This window comes from Gloeotrichia echinulata CP02 (genome assembly GCA_038087035.1).
GTDB classification, from domain to species: domain Bacteria; phylum Cyanobacteriota; class Cyanobacteriia; order Cyanobacteriales; family Nostocaceae; genus Gloeotrichia; species Gloeotrichia echinulata.
Map to the genome: position 1 here is coordinate 2,928,979 of CP051187.1, position 15,825 is coordinate 2,944,803.

Here is a 15,825-nt window from a genome sequence, read left to right on the forward strand (position 1 = left end):
GCATTCGCGGAGCGTCTCGTAGAGAAGGCGCATTCGCGAAGCGTTCTCGAAGAGTAGGCGCAAAGAAGGAAAATTATAGGTAATCAAAGACCGAGAAGGGACTAAGGAAAAACTTCGGTTTAAACAATCTGGTGAGAAATCTGGGTGAATTCTTACTTATTATCACTCAATTTCAGTAAGTGATTTCATTAATAAATCTCGAATTGCTTCTTTTTTCTCTTCATCTTGAGGACTATCTTCATGGGTAATGACGTAAATTGCATTTAATAACTGATCTGTGGCTTTATCCCTGGCTTCTCCTGACTTGGGAAGAAAGTGTTCAATTAATTGATTAATTTTTTCAGTTTCTTGATTAAATAATTCTTCGCCAAAATGGGCTTTAACGATTATTTCTAATTCATCTGTGTTAGGATCAGGCATTCTCACTCGTAAACATCGACGTTTAAAGGCTTGAGGAAAGTCTCTTTCTCCATTACTGGTCATGACAATAATAGGAAAAGCATAGCATTTTACTCGTCCGCTTTTAATGCTGACATCAATATCTTCATCTTGAGTTTGTACTTCAAATATGTTATCTTGATTTTTATCTTTAGAACGTCTAACTAATTCAGGAATTTCAAACTGTCCCTCTTCGAGCAGATTCAATAAATCATTCGGTAGGTTAATATCACTTTTATCAATTTCGTCAATTAATAATACTCTGGGTAGATAGGATGGTAAAAAAGCTGTTCCTAATGGTCCTAATTTAATATATTGTCCAATGGGTTGTTCTTCACTTTCTTTGTTATTGGCATCTTGGAGGCGAGCGATCGCATCATAGCGATATAATCCTTCTTGGAGGGTGGATCTGGCTGTAATTGACCAAGATAGTACTGGCCCTAAGTTTAATTCATAGGCGATCGCATAAGCTAAAGATGTTTTTCCTGAACCAGGATTTCCGGTTACTAATAAAGGTCGTCTTAAATAAATGGCCGCATTCACAGCATCTCTCACATCAGTTGCTTGTTTAGATTCAGAAAGTCTAAAGTTTTGCCCTTTTTTGATTTCTCTTTCTTTCTTTTTCGCTAATTCAATTAATTCATAAAAGCGGCTTTTATCTACAGTTTCAGGAATCTGGTTTTCTGATTCTGATGATGATTGTATATTATTTTTATTTTTGACAAAATCTTCCTCTTTACCAAACTGTCGCCAAGGAGGAGATTTAATATTTTTAATTTTTTCTCGTAATTCTGTAATTTCGGTATCTTCTAATTTTGGCTTGCGTTCACCTTTACCATGAAATAAATACCATTCTGTCATAATTCTCCTCCTTGTGTATATTGATTAAATGTTAGTTAAACGCCAAAAGTTAAGATATCACTACCTTTCGCTAAATCAAATTTAGAGGGTAAGCGACGGGGATTATCAAACAAAAAACCAAGATGATATCCTAAATATTGTTCGTGTTTTGTTTTATCCTCTATATAAGCGTCTCGTCGAACATCTTGAATTAATTTAAATAAATTGCTAGATTTTTTTAAATCATCAATTGTGAAAATATCTTCAAATTGATTTATCGTTGTATCCTCCTTAAGTTTTAGGCTTTCTAGTGAGCCATTTCTCAACCAAAAACTAAAGGGAAAACCACAACGTAAAATAGTAATCAAAAAATCATCAATATGACAATTATACTCTGGATTAAGCAAAGGAACATTCATATTAATACTAATAGTTGTGGTTACTGCTTTTCTAAATGTTTTCCAGTTATACCCTTGGTTTAGGTTGTTTTTATTAAAACAGACTATTTTTTGATTAATTTCGGTTAATTGATGCAGTTCATCCCATTTTCTTAAAATTTTATCATGTAAACTATAATCTTGAAAGCGATTATAAGAACGAGTAACTAATTTGTATTCATAACCAAACCAGGGCGGTTCTGTTTCATTTGGAAGAGGAGGAATTTTTTCAATCTCAAGAGCAAATTTGATTAAATATTGATTAGGTAAAAATAACTCAATTGTTAACTCATGACTGTTATTGCAATCACGATTCAGAATTTTCCTTACCTTATTAATTAAATCATAAATCCTTTGACAAATATCACCGTAATCAGTATCAATTTCGTCAAAAATAATAGGATATTTTGTTAATGGTTCCTGGTCATCTTGCTGAAAAATTAATTCTGATTGTAATTTACATCTATTCAAACCTTCAGAAGAATTACAAGGTTCGCACGTAATAAGTAAATAAGGATATTTGTCTTGATAAATGTTATTATCTGGATTGCAATCTTTAGGTTTAACTTGTTTTAATTGATTCCAAAAACTTGGGTCTATATTTAGACTTACAAGTGTTTCATTAATCCAATTCTCTAAATCTGAATTCTTTGGGTTATCAGTATGATAAAGATAATTAGCAAATTGTAGTATTAATATATTAATTTGGTAATCATTATTCTGCTTGTGTTCTATTTTTAATAAAATATCTTTTAAATAATCAAAATCCCCTGCTGTTGATAATTTAATATAATTACTTTTAGGATCGTTGCTAAACTGTTTTAATATATCATAGCAACAATTTTTTATAATATCCCAATTATAATTTTCTATTATTTGTCGTAACCTATCCCATTGCTGTTCTAAAATTTTATAATCATTGGCTGATTTAGTTAACCATAATTTTCCTGGTTGATTACCAGATGCGTATGTAGGAGACACAAAAATAGGAATTGATTCATTTTGATAATTCTCCTTAAAAGTTTCTTGTATTTTTTGTATTATTGGCTCTATATTTTCATGAAGCAATAATTGATCTTTAGAAATTATATTTATATTGTTTAACTTTTCTAACAACACCTTAGAAAATAATCCTGTTTTCTCAGCATCAAGATTTTTAGCTCTATATCCTTCTTTTGTTGCAAATAAAATAACCTGTTGACGTTCTTTTATTAAAGGAGTTGTGTTAGGATATTCCTCTTTGGGGAATAATGATGCTTGATCATTATAATCAGCACAGGCATCAATTATCAATATTTGTTGATTAAATTCTCCAAAAATATCTGACTTTAACGATTGTAATAAAGATTGTAAATTCAGATTTTGTTTTCCATCGTCATAGAACAACCGACGATCTTCATAACCATTGCTAATACCATGTCCACCCCAATATATATACAGTAAATTACCTTCTTGTTTTTTTTCAGGAATTTTTTCATTAATTGCGTTATAAATATTTTCACGAGTAGCTTTTTGTCTTTTATCCCATAGAGATTTGAAGTTCTGATTATTTTTTAGTTTATCTGGTTCAGCTAATTCAGAAATATAAAGCATAATATTATCAAGAGGAACACATCTATCAAGCAACCACTTTGCAAAATCTAAAGCATTTACAGCCGCTCCAGGTAAGTCCCAACTTGAACCAGGATCATATTTTTCTATACCAACAACTACTGCATAAGTTTTTTGAGGATCAGAATTACTCATCTTGCTTTTATAATCCTCTAATTCTTGGTAAAATTGCTTTCCATGTAGCTTTATTACTCCAATAAGCACTATGAGATTGGGGAAAAGGTTGTTGATTATCTACTAGGATATCTTGTACCCTAGGGAAAATATTTCCGCCAATATAACTAAGAAAATCTTGTAGATCATAAATATTTAGCCATTCAGGAAATTTTTCAGGTAATCGTTGATTAATATCACTATTAAATTCTAAACTTTGCAGGGCATTAAGTTCATAAAAATAAGGAGCTTGTGAACCAACGGTTATTAATAATTTAACTTTTTTTATTGCTTCTTCTTGATTCAAGATTTTTATTTTTTCAACCAATAAATCAACACAAGCAATTCCTCCTAAACTATGAGCAAGTAAAACCACTGGAGGTTCAGCTTCTTGAATATATTTATAAATTAAATCCCTAATTTTTATACCACGTCCTTGATAAAGTAATATATCACCAACTGCTGGATAGGTTATATCTGAAATAACTCCTCTTTTGCGTTTGAGATGATTTGTTGCTAGTGGTTTACCCAATTTTAAAATTTGCTCTTTTAACCAATCTCCAATACCACGCTCTGAATCTATAATTTGACTACTAAGAGAATTGATTAAGTTATCTCTTAATGTCGAATCTGTCAAAATCGGTGCAAATATTTTGTTTTCTTCGCAAATAGTAATTGATGTAGCGATAATGGCTCTAGCGATCGCATTACGATATTCTATTAAAGTATTATCTGAAATAGTTTTTAGAGCATCTTTATACGCTAGTGAATTAACAACATTTTTACAAGCATCTGCAAAAATATCTGCAATTCCACATTTTTGTAATTCAGCTTTTAAATTATCTGAAGGTTGAAAATTTTTTACTTTATTATCTAGTTTTTCGCTTGGCGTTTCTTGACGCGGAGTAAAAGGCTGTTTTTCTGGTGTTTTCAGCGAAAGCAACCGCAATTCATACAAAGGATCTTGATATAATTGCTGCCAACGGATAATATTTTCATCAGCTTGAGTTGCTTGATTATCCTTTCGAGTAGAATCATAGAGGGGAATAGAAGCTCCATCGGCATTTAATTTAGCTCCTAGAGAATCCCCCCATGCACAAGAAACTACTGTTAAGTTTGGTAGTTCTTCCAGAAGTTTTCCTTTAATTTGTGTAAATGTTTGTGAAAGTACAGGTTCTCTAACTGAGATTCCATGAATAAATATTATGGTTGTCATAATTTATTTTTGATTGAAACTATTAAATATTTCCCTAGCTTGTACTTACAGCCATTTTCAGGTAAATAGACCACAGGGTAGGGGCGCAAGGCCTTGCGCCCCTACGAAGATCTGTGGTTATTGGGTGAAAACCGCTGTAATATAGTAAACATATAGTAAACTTTCAATACAGCAATTTTACTGAGCGATACCTACAGTCAGCTATCGCTAAGGCACTGACAACCACATCTGTCCTCGACGTGCCAGTTTGCTCAACGTAGCTGTTTTTATTAAACCAGATTTTTGCCAAGCTTACTTCTTTGGGAGGATGAACAATGACAAATGACGACCAAAGCCAGTACGGTTTATTTGCGCCGACCTACTTACCAAACTTTGGTCATATCCAGAACAAACCCAGGTAAAACTAACTCGTCGCTAATAGTCGCCGGATTTTCCAAACATTCCTCTGGTACACCAGGACGATAAATATAAACTTTGCGTTCTTTGCGGTCAATTAGCCAGCCTAGCTGTATTCCAGGCTCCCGCATATATTCTGCCATTTTTTCTTGCAAAGTTTTCAGGTTGTCAGAAGGTGATCTCAGTTCTATGACAAAATCTGGACAGATGGGAGCAAATTTCTGCTGTTGTTCTAAAGACAAACCATTCCACCTTTCCAGTGTCATCCAAGATACATCCGGCGATCTATCTGCACCAGTTGATAGCTTAAATCCTGTACTGGAGTCAAAGCAAATACCCGTACCATTTTTTTCTGCCCAAACTCCTACCTGTACTGCTACATTAAAGTTACGATTGCCTGTTTCTGAACCTGTAGGCGGCATAATTGATATCTCTCCAAATCTGTTCTTCTCAATGCGTAAGTCACGATTGACCTGACAGAATTCAAAAAACTGCTCGTCTGTCATATCCATTGAAGGTGGAATTCGTAACACAATAGGCGATGAAAACATAATACCTACCCGACTGTCTCTTATTTTTATTCTCGCGCAACCTGCTTTTTTGGTGAGACTATTCCATGAAGCATATGGCGAATATACGCTCATGTAGCGGTTCTGGGGCGTCATCGTACCAGCAAATATCTGCGTGTGAAGGAAATTTTGTAGCTTTAGGCTTTTGAACATAACCTTTAGATGCAATACTGTTCGGTTACAGCCATTTTCAGGTAAATAGACCACAGGGTAGGGGCGCAAGGCCTTGCGCCCCTACGAAGATCTGTGGTTATTGCGTGAAAATTGCTGTAAGCCCTTTTTGGGCATCATAGATAACGATATTTCAAGGGTTTCAGCCGACTTGATTTCCAAAACATACCAGTATTGCCTTTAGATGGGTCGCGATCGCATAAATAAATTTATGTAAAATTGTAGTTGGAATTACGTATTTCCTGGGTAAATATACTTTATAGTGTGACTACATCCAACATTCTGCAACCACCGATATCACAATCGGCACTTTCGGATTTTCATCCAAAATTTAGGCGCTATTTTATACCAGAATTGAGGAGTCTTGGCAGGCGATGGCTGCGCTTGAAAGTGCCGTATTTAACCCCAAATCTTCAAACTTCCAAAATTCGTTGTCTGTGAGTTGATGGTGCAGAATGTGGCATGTACACAGTCAATTCACTTAGGCAATAATTATGGCAATTATAAATGGAACCAACGTTAATGATATCCTCAATGGCACAACTGGGGATGATGTAATTAAAGGCTTAGGAGCAAATGATGTCCTCTATGGTAACGGAGGTAACGACATCCTAGATGGTGGCTCAGGGAATGATACTCTCAATGCAGCCTCTGCTGGTGGAAACAATACTCTTAGGGGCGGCAGTGGCAATGATAATTTAGATATTACCTATTCTTCGGGGAATAACACTTTAGAAGGCGGTTCGGAAGCTGATAATCTTAACGCCTTTTTTTCGAGTGGAAATAACACCGTCAAGGGTGGAAGTGGGGACGATTATCTAAATACCTCTTCATCTAGTGGCAATAATAGCCTCAGTGGGGATGCAGGGAATGACACTCTTGATATTAGTTACTCTACAGGCAACAATACACTTTCCGGCGGAAGTGGGGCTGATAACTTTTACGCTTATGCAGTCAGTGGTACAAACACCCTCAACGGTGGTGCTGATGATGATTCGTTCTACATCGGCGCCCCAATCACTCCCCCCTCTTCCTTAGTGACTCAAACGGTAGATGGAGGAGCAGGTAACGATTACTTGTCAGTCGATTATAGCAATGCTAGCACCGGAATCACCTCGACCTTCGATGCGACTAATCAGCAAGGCTCGCTCACCGCAGGCACAAATCAAGTTAGCTACAAGAATATCGAGAGCTTAGAGGTTACAGGTACAGCCTACGATGATAATATCACAGTTTCCGGCTACTACAACAACTACTTCGACGAGGAGAAATACGAATATCAGAGCGATGGTTATGCCTCATTAGGGAACAACACCCTCAATGGTGGTGCTGGTAACGATAATTTGACTGCTAATTATTCCACAGGGAATAACCTATTGGATGGTGGCGATGGCAATGATTCTCTGAGCGCCTCTGGCGAGTTTTACTACAGCCTCATCTTTAGCTATAATAATTATGGTTATCCCTCATCCGGCAATAATACCCTCAACGGTGGTGCCGGTGACGATACGTTGAATATTGACTATTCCACAGGGAATAACCTGCTTGATGGTGGCGATGGTAATGATTCTTTGAGTTCCTCTGGCTACTTCTATGCTGACTCCTCTATTGGTTATTATGAGGAGGAGCAGTATGCTTTTCCCTCATCAGGGAATAACACCCTCAACGGTGGTGCTGGGGACGATAATTTGAATGTTCAGGGTTCAACAGGGAATAACTTACTCGATGGGGGCGATGGTAATGATTCTCTGAGTGCCTCTGGTTATTACATAACAGTTTTCAGAAGTTATCTGGTTTTTGGGGGTTCAGGAAATAACACCCTAGATGGTGGCGCTGGTAACGATGATTTGAGTGCTAACTATTCATCAGGGAACAACTTGCTCTCTGGTGGTGATGGTAACGATATCTTAAGTGCTAATTCTTCAAGCCGTAATAACACCCTAGATGGTGGTTCTGGTGACGATATCTTGAATGCTAGTTCTTCAAGCGGTAAGAACACCCTCAATGGTGGCGATGGTAATGATAATTTGAATGCTTACCTTTCAACAGGTAATAATACCCTTGATGGTGGCGATGGTAACGATAATTTGAGTGCTAACTACTCATTAGGCAATAATTTGCTCTCTGGTGGCGATGGCAATGATTCTCTGAGTGCTTCTGGCATATACAACACAGACCGATATGATGGTAATCTCACTTACTCTAACTCAGGAAATAACACTCTCAATGGTGGTACTGGTGACGATATCTTGAATGTTAACGTTTCAACGGGCGATAACCTGTTGGATGGTGGCGATGGCAATGATTCTCTGAGTGCCTCTGGCTACGAATACTACCAAAACTACCTTGATGAAGAGCGCGCTTACTACACATCAGGTAATAATACCCTCAATGGTGGTGCTGGTGATGATTCATTAATTGTAGACTATTCAACAGGCAATAACCTCCTTGATGGTGGCGATGGTAATGATTCTCTGAGTGCTTCTGGCTACGGTAGCTACTACGATTGGTCTTTCGGTGAAACCGTTTATTTCTCCACTTCAGGCAATAACACCCTCAATGGTGGCGCTGGTAACGATACGTTGAATATGGACTATTCCACAGGTAATAACCTGCTTGATGGTGGCGATGGCAATGATTCTCTGAGTGCTTCTGGCTACGGTAGCTACAGCTACTACGACTATATATCCGGTCAAGATGTAACTGTCTATGTCTCAGCCGCAGGTAACAACACTCTAAGTGGTGGTGCTGGTGATGATTCGTTAATTGTAGACTATTCAACAGGCGATAACTTACTGGATGGTGGCGAGGGCAATGATATTCTTTTTGCCGACAAGGCCTCTGGTAATAATACCCTCAATGGTGGTGCTGGTGATGATGTCTTAGGTGTGGACTATTCAAGTGGCGATAACCTACTGGATGGTGGCGATGGTAATGATATTCTGTCTGCCGAAAGTACCTTTGGTAATAACACCCTCAACGGTGGTGCTGGTGATGATTCCTTAATTGTGGACTATTCCAGTGGCAATAACCTGCTTGATGGTGGTGATGGTAATGATTCTCTCAGTGCCAATGATGCCTCTGGTAATAATACCCTCAATGGTGGTAATGGAGATGACACCCTTTCTGGTGGCAATAGCGATGATATTCTCACAGGTGGCAGTGGTAATGATATCATCTATGGATATGGCGGTAATGATACCTTTGTCTTCAATAGTTTCACTGAAGGTGTTGATAGTCTTTATGACTTCGACGCGACTAATGAAAGCATTCAGGTATCGGCTACTGGTTTTGGTGGCGGGTTATTAGCAGGTTCGCTCTTTGCTAGTCAGTTTACCCTAGGAGCATCGGCAACGACAAGCGATCAGCGATTTATCTATGACTTCACCACAGGTGCGCTGTATTTTGATCAAGATGGTAGTGCTGATGGATTTAGTCAGGTACAATTTGCACAACTATCTGGAGTGCCGTCACTAACCGAAAACAATTTTGTGATTGTTTAGCTTTCCCGACAGAAGCCCCACGCTCACTCGAATGAGCGTGGGATGAATGGCGCGTGAGTGACGAATTGACCAACGAGCGAAATTGAGCATAGCGAAATCAGAAATGTTGGTCGGTGAGGAATGAACAAAATATTTGATATAATTTTAACAAGTAGGTGTAATCCAATTAAATGCTGAAAAGCAGCCTATTAAAATAAAAGCTAATTGTTTGGCTTAACCAAAGAACCGTGGTTAGCACAGTCTTAAAGCTCAGTCAATGTCTTGATAGAAGAGTCGCACAGAAGCCCACACTCACCTGAAAGGGAGTGTGTGGAGTACGTCACGACTGCTGTAGTTTATTTACAGCAGTTTTCAGGTAAATAGTCAACGCGGTAGGGGCGCAAGGCCTTGCGCCCCGGAGAGGATCTGTGGTTATTGCATGAAAATTGCTGTAAGTCGTGAACAGAGTTGAAAAGTAATTTCACGCGGAGTCGCAGAGTCGCAGAGAGGAGATGTAAGAGCAATTTTTGGCTTTGGTGAATTATCTCAAAATCTTACTCTCTGCGCCTGGGGAGTCTTTGGGTGAAATAATCTTAGGGACTTACTTGTTAGGTTGAGGAGTCAAGCGCAAGTAGGGTTTGACTTCTTGATAACCTTTGGGGAATTTTTCTTTAAGGACTTCTGGATCTTTGAGCGAGGGGACAATTACGACATCTTCCCCATCTTTCCAGTCTGCTGGTGTTGCTACGCTGTAATTATCTGTCAATTGCAGAGAATCAATTACTCGCAACAGTTCATCAAAGTTGCGTCCAGTGCTGGGGGGATAGGTGAAAGTGAGACGGAGTTTCTTACTGGGGTCAATAACAAACACAGATCGCACGGTTACGGTTGCCGCAGCATTGGGGTGGATCATATCATAAAGGTCAGAAACTTTACGATCGCCATCTGCCAAAATTGGGTAGTTAAGAGTGGTGCTTTGAGTCTCTTCGATATCTCCCACCCATCCTTTGTGGGATTCTACATCGTCAACGCTGAGGGCGATCGCCTTAACATTGCGCTTGTCAAATTCTGGTTTCAGTTTTGCAACTGTGCCTAATTCAGTTGTGCAAACAGGTGTAAAGTCTGCAGGGTGAGAAAACAGCACTACCCAGCTGTCACCTGCCCATGCGTAAAAATCTATGTCGCCATGTGTCGAAGCTTGCGTAAAATTTGGTACTGTATCACCTAGGCGGAGAGTCATTTGAGATTCCCTGGAGTTAGAAAGGCATTTTCTATTCTACTACTTCATCATGACATAAAACTCCGGTTCGCCAATCGGATTAAGAGATTTGCAATAAAATTTAGCAGTTTTTAATTTTAGTTATCTTACAGCAATTTTCACCCAATAACCACAGATCTTCGTAGGGGCGCAAGGCCTTGCGCCCCAAAAGCGTGGTCTATTTACCTGAAAATGGCTGTAATTCGTATGCCTTTAATGCTTGAGCAATATTTTCTCATAAGCTTGGATGGTTTGGCGAGCGATCGCACTCCAGCTATAATTTTTCAATGCATATTCTTGGGCATTTAATCCCCGTTGTTGACATTCTGTAGGATTTTGCAAAGCCTCTTGTAATAACTCTACAAGTTCTGTAACATCAGTGGCACCTACCCAACCTGACTGACTCTCGCGCACTTGATGACAAATATGCACCTGGTCAGAAATTACTACAGGTGTACCTGCTACCATCGCCTCAGCTACAGCAATACCGAAATTTTCATAATAAGAAGGCAAGACGAATAAATCAGCAGCTTGGAGTAAAGTAGCTTTGGCGTCACCCGTGACAAAGCCTGTTATAGTGGTGTGCGATCGCAAAGGTGAATTTTTGATCTGAGATTTGATATTTTGTTCATAAGCTGGGTCTTGAGGATTGGTTCCAGCCAAAACAAAATGAAATTTTAACCCATCGTCCAACAACTTTTCTAATGCTGGAATCAACAAATTTAACCCCTTTTTTGGGTCAATTCGCGACATAAATAATATCAAAGGTACACCTTCTGCAATTCCCAATTGACTTCGTACTAAACTTCCCTGCTGTTGAAGGGGTGACTGAGGGGGGATAACACCCAAAGGAATCACCAAATCTTTTGTAAATACACCAAAACGTTCTGATATTTTGGCTTCTTGATCACTGGTAAAATGAATTGCTGATGCAGCAGCTATATTTCCACGTTCTAGTAATGCAATATAAAGCTGTTTTAACCGCTTCTTTTTGCGTAAATCAGCCGGGTCAAGAGTTCCTAAAGGACGCAAAATATAAGGTAGCTTTTGCTGACGACACACCATTGCAGCTGCACTACTTACTGGAGAAAATAAAGCATGAATATGCGCGATGTCAAATTCCTTTGCATAACGTTTTAGCCACTTTAATAAATCAAGGGAAAATTTGTACCTCCGAAATGGGGCGCAATGAAAATAAATTATTTCATAGCCATCTTGTTTTACATGACAATTTAAGGGCACATCTAGTGGCTTTTGACCAATATCACCATTACTATCAGTGGTGAGAATTGTAACTTCTACACCTTGATTTACCAAAGCAGGGGCTAGTCCTAATACCATTTGACTAGGACCACCATAAATCAGAGATATTGAGGGGACAATATGGAGAATTTTCATTTTGATAGTTAGGAGTTAGGAGTTAACAAATGACAAATGACTAATAACATCAATTAACTAGTTGTTGATAAAATTCCAGTTGCTGTTTTGCTAAAACTTTATTTGTATATTTAGCCATTGCTTTTTGATAACCCATTTCACCTAGATTTTGGGTAAGTTCTGGATTTTCTATTAATTGCAGTAAACAATTAGCAAGGGCTTGAGGATCGCCTTCGGGAAAGACTAAACCTGCATCACCAATGACATGGGGAATTTCACCAGAGTTGGAACCTATCACAGGTACTTGGCAAGCCATTGCTTCAATTATTACATGCCCAAATTGTTCTTTCCAGCCAATAGCAGTTAATGTTTTAAATTTGTAAGTTGTTTCTGAAGGTAGTACCAAGGTACTCATTAGATTAATATATTTTGTAACTTGATCATGGGGGACACTTTCTACTATAATTATGCGTTCTATAATATTTTTTTCTGTTGCTATTTTGAGTAATTCAGATTTCAAATCTCCACGTCCCAGTAGTAGTAGTTTCCAAGGTTTGTCTGATAAATTTAGTAATGCCTGTAACAGGGTTAACAAACCTTTTTCTTGCACAAATCTGCCAACAAATCCCACTACAAATTCACCGGGATTTATCCCCAATTCAGTTGCTAATTCTGGCTGATGTTGAGGAGTAAATAGGCTTTCATCTACACCTAATTGTGGCATCACTTTGATCTTACCTTGATAACCACGTTGCTGTAATATTTCTGTCCCATCCTGATTACCGCAAATAATACCGTGGCTTTGATTGAGGTTATATTTTTCTAATACAGCGATGGGAAATTTCAGTTCGTAGGGGAGATTCCACCAGGTAAAAAATATATTTTTTGCTTTTAGTCCTAATAACTGATTCAAGGCTATCATTTGGGTATAAGCCAAGCTTCTAGAACCTTGTTCTACCTGGATAATTTGGGGGCGAAACTTCTGCAATAAAGAGACTAAATCGGCACCAAATGTGAGGAGTCCCTGATGATTTTGGCTAAAATTAGAAATAGGAACTATTTTAAATGCGCCTTCATCCCGGTATTCAGTTTCGATAATTTTGTTTTGAACACCACCAGGTTTCCAGCGTTTGGGGACAACAACGGTTACTTCGATTCCTGGTTCTAGTTGAGATAATGCGCGTAATTTTTCACAGTTTAAATCGACAATATAAGTATGGCTGGCGACTAAAATTTTCATATAATTTTCTGATACTTGTTCTAAAATAAACCAAAGATAAACACAGATTTGAAAAAAGAATGCGACAGGTAGATGGGGTAGGGGCGCAAGGCCTTGCGCCCCTTAATTTTCTAAAATAAACCAAAGATAAACACAGATTTGAAAAAAGAATGCGACAGATAGATGGGGTAGGGGGCGCAAGGCCTTGCGCCCTTACAGATGATTGATGTGTTGCAAATATTTTTTGAACTGAAATAATTTATCTGTGTCCATTGGGGGTTACAAAATTTCAACTTGTTTATCTAAGTGGCTATAAATTTGACCGTCATTCCAAATTGACTGAATCACAGTCCCTACAGCTTTGAAAAAGCCTAAACTATAAAAAAGTCCGCGAGCCAAAATTTTGATGGGAGAACCACTTTTATGACAAGGTGGTCTTCCTAAAACGTGACAATCAAACAAACGGGCGTATAGGTGTAAAGCTTGGGTCACGGTGAGATTTTTTAGCCCCAGCAAGAAATGATTGTGATAGAAGGTGAGTTGATATTTGAGCGATCGCATACTAATATCATGACAACCTCCTGTCTCTTCACCTAAATGGTCTAAAGCCGCTTCTGGGTCATACCAAATCTTATATCCTGTTTTTCTTACGCGCAAACAAAAATCAGATTCTTCGCGGATTGCACTACCACGAAATCTTTCATCAAACCTCAGTCCATGCTTGGTGAAAATTTCGCGACGAAAGGACATATTACAACCCCTTGCTGTTAGCACTTGCTGGGGTTTAATTGTATGCACTAAATCAATATAGTACCAAGCAATTCCAGGGTCCATTGCTTGGGGTGGAAGATATTCAATTACTTTATAATTTCCCTCGCCTTGGGTTCTTCCTTCAGCAGAATCAACTAATTTCATTCGATCAAATACTCTTCCAGCTACAGCTCCTACTTCTGGATTTTGCAAATAGTTTTTTGCATGGGCTGCTAAAAATCCTGGATTTAATTTCACATCATCATCAATAAATAAAATTATTTCTCCTTCTGATCGCCGCACACCATAATTACGCGCCCCTGGTAAACTCGCCCAATCTAGACGCAACCATTTAATTTTACCGTCTTTTGCCAATTGTTCTAGGTAAGTGTGAATTTCTGGTTGATGTTTTGGGGTTTGATCTACTACCAAAATTTCAAAGTTTGGATAATCTTGTTTCAGGACATCTTCCAAACTATCTTGCAGTGTTTCTTCTCGGCAATATGTGGGGATTATGACACTAATTAAAGGCAAAGTATTCATGATTATTCTACTATTTTAGATTCTTAGTCATTAACTTTTTTGGGCTTTTCATCCAGCTTTAATTTTGCTTAGTCATGACACCTCCCAGATTTTTTATCACGAGTTGTTCTAATTTAGTAAATAAAAATACATAGCTTGTCAAAATTAAGATTATCATCATGAAAGTCACCACTATTTTTAAATAGTCATTTATTTGAATATTGCGATTTATTATCGGTAATAAAACAAAATACAAAGGTTGATGGATGAGATAAATTTGATAAGAATATATTCCTAATATTGAAAGACAACCTAGAAATAAATCAAATTTTGCGCTTTGCTCTAGACGGTTTAATAATGATTGCATACCCAAAAAGAAGAAAGGAGTAAATAGCATATCGAAACCTAGCATATATATAATGTTTATCTTGGTGAAACCCAAAACAGCATAAATAACAAAACCGATACTAAAAATACTAGTTGCTACGATAAAATCTATTTTTCTAAACCTTTGATGTTCAGCATAAATAAACCCCCAATATATACCAATACATAGCTGAGATAAATAGCTACATAAAAAATTGTTTTGCAATAAAATTATGTAAGTTGATTTATCATTGATAACCAAAAAATAAAATGCAATAATTTTACTGAAAATCCCCCCAATAATTCCTAATATTAATACTTTCTTAGGCTGGTTTTGACAAATCCAAAATATCAAAGGCGTAAATAGATAAGCCTGTAAAATTACGGTGAAGAACCAAAAACCAGGGTTGATTGCTTGTAATCTAATTCCAGCTATACCTAGACAAGATAAAACAAAATTTACAGGAGATTTTATCGGAAAAATAGAAAATAAATAATATAGTAAAATACTACATATAACAGCTAGAAAATAAGCTGGATATATTCTCATTAATCTTTTAGATATCCATGATTTCCAGTTAATTTTTATTGACTCTATCCGATTATTTTTAAATTTAGACGCCAGGGTATAACTTGTGGTAAAACCCGCGATAACAAAGAATATATCGACAGCAGCATATCCCAGTTTAGCTGTGTTTCTATCTAAGACAGAAATCAGGGTAATTCGTTCTGGATAATTTTGAAAAAAATGGAATATAACAATTGCTAAAATTGCTAAACCTTTTGACCAATCAATCCAATGAAATCTGGTCTTTTGTGCTTGAGTGTGAGTATTCATGTACCGTAATATGGGTATTTGGATGTAGGTTGATATCAATAAATTTGCTCATGGCGGTTGCTATATCACACTTAGGCAATAAGAGGATGATTGAACTATCAATCCAGCTTAATGCACAATTAAGTATATGCCCTCCTGGAGTCCGCATAATTATTGTATTTGTGTCTAAAATTTACGTTATT

General features: G+C 37.5%; 10 protein-coding genes. 1 reads left to right on the top strand and 9 read right to left on the bottom strand.

All coding sequences use genetic code 11. The features are described 5' to 3' along the window. Positions 1 to 162: 162 nt before the first annotated feature. The 4 genes from HEQ19_12995 to HEQ19_13010 all read right to left on the bottom strand — a co-directional run bounded on the left by HEQ19_12995 (position 163) and on the right by HEQ19_13010 (position 5,642). A complete protein-coding gene (locus HEQ19_12995) occupies positions 163 to 1,299 on the bottom strand; it encodes a MoxR family ATPase (protein WYM00300.1) in 1,137 nt (378 codons plus the stop codon). Between the two features lie 35 nt (positions 1,300 to 1,334). Then, positions 1,335 to 3,461 (bottom strand): hypothetical protein, encoded by a 2,127-nt coding sequence (locus tag HEQ19_13000; protein WYM00301.1) that lies wholly within the window; start codon positions 3,459 to 3,461, stop codon positions 1,335 to 1,337. A 7-nt stretch (positions 3,462 to 3,468) separates the two neighbouring features. After that, entirely contained in the window at positions 3,469 to 4,695 is a 1,227-nt protein-coding gene (locus HEQ19_13005) for a hypothetical protein (GenBank protein WYM00302.1), read from the bottom strand. 362 nt (positions 4,696 to 5,057) lie between these two features. Then, positions 5,058 to 5,642 (bottom strand): Uma2 family endonuclease, encoded by a 585-nt coding sequence (locus tag HEQ19_13010; protein WYM00303.1) that lies wholly within the window; start codon positions 5,640 to 5,642, stop codon positions 5,058 to 5,060. 683 nt (positions 5,643 to 6,325) lie between these two features. Here HEQ19_13010 and HEQ19_13015 point away from each other — a divergent pair. After that, a complete protein-coding gene (locus tag HEQ19_13015; protein WYM00304.1) occupies positions 6,326 to 9,334 on the top strand; it encodes a calcium-binding protein in 3,009 nt (1,002 codons plus the stop codon). A 580-nt stretch (positions 9,335 to 9,914) separates the two neighbouring features. Here HEQ19_13015 and HEQ19_13020 read toward each other — a convergent pair. The 5 genes from HEQ19_13020 to HEQ19_13040 all read right to left on the bottom strand — a co-directional run bounded on the left by HEQ19_13020 (position 9,915) and on the right by HEQ19_13040 (position 15,643). Beyond that, positions 9,915 to 10,553: a peroxiredoxin gene (locus HEQ19_13020; GenBank protein WYM00305.1), complete on the bottom strand. Its 639-nt coding sequence runs from the start codon at positions 10,551 to 10,553 to the stop codon at positions 9,915 to 9,917. 231 nt (positions 10,554 to 10,784) lie between these two features. Continuing rightward, a complete protein-coding gene (gene hpsP, locus HEQ19_13025; GenBank protein ID WYM00306.1) occupies positions 10,785 to 11,969 on the bottom strand; it encodes a hormogonium polysaccharide biosynthesis glycosyltransferase HpsP in 1,185 nt (394 codons plus the stop codon). 49 nt (positions 11,970 to 12,018) lie between these two features. Further along, positions 12,019 to 13,188 (bottom strand): hormogonium polysaccharide biosynthesis glycosyltransferase HpsO, encoded by a 1,170-nt coding sequence (gene hpsO, locus HEQ19_13030; protein ID WYM00307.1) that lies wholly within the window; start codon positions 13,186 to 13,188, stop codon positions 12,019 to 12,021. Positions 13,189 to 13,446: 258 nt separating this feature from the next. Further along, positions 13,447 to 14,460, bottom strand: a complete 1,014-nt coding sequence (gene hpsN, locus HEQ19_13035; GenBank protein WYM00308.1) for a hormogonium polysaccharide biosynthesis glycosyltransferase HpsN — start codon at positions 14,458 to 14,460, stop codon at positions 13,447 to 13,449. A 58-nt stretch (positions 14,461 to 14,518) separates the two neighbouring features. Then, a complete protein-coding gene (locus HEQ19_13040) occupies positions 14,519 to 15,643 on the bottom strand; it encodes an acyltransferase (protein ID WYM00309.1) in 1,125 nt (374 codons plus the stop codon). Positions 15,644 to 15,825: the final 182 nt, after the last annotated feature.

Coding starts and splice junctions, on each gene's coding strand:
- HEQ19_12995 (WYM00300.1), bottom strand. CDS start 1,299: ATGACAGAATGGTATTTATTTCATGGTAAAGGTGAACGCAAGCCAAAA.
- HEQ19_13040 (WYM00309.1), bottom strand. CDS start 15,643: ATGAATACTCACACTCAAGCACAAAAGACCAGATTTCATTGGATTGAT.
- HEQ19_13020 (WYM00305.1), bottom strand. CDS start 10,553: ATGACTCTCCGCCTAGGTGATACAGTACCAAATTTTACGCAAGCTTCG.
- hpsO (WYM00307.1), bottom strand. CDS start 13,188: ATGAAAATTTTAGTCGCCAGCCATACTTATATTGTCGATTTAAACTGT.
- HEQ19_13010 (WYM00303.1), bottom strand. CDS start 5,642: ATGTTTTCATCGCCTATTGTGTTACGAATTCCACCTTCAATGGATATG.
- HEQ19_13005 (WYM00302.1), bottom strand. CDS start 4,695: ATGACAACCATAATATTTATTCATGGAATCTCAGTTAGAGAACCTGTA.
- HEQ19_13000 (WYM00301.1), bottom strand. CDS start 3,461: ATGAGTAATTCTGATCCTCAAAAAACTTATGCAGTAGTTGTTGGTATA.
- hpsP (WYM00306.1), bottom strand. CDS start 11,969: ATGAAAATTCTCCATATTGTCCCCTCAATATCTCTGATTTATGGTGGT.
- hpsN (WYM00308.1), bottom strand. CDS start 14,460: ATGAATACTTTGCCTTTAATTAGTGTCATAATCCCCACATATTGCCGA.
- HEQ19_13015 (WYM00304.1), top strand. CDS start 6,326: ATGGCAATTATAAATGGAACCAACGTTAATGATATCCTCAATGGCACA.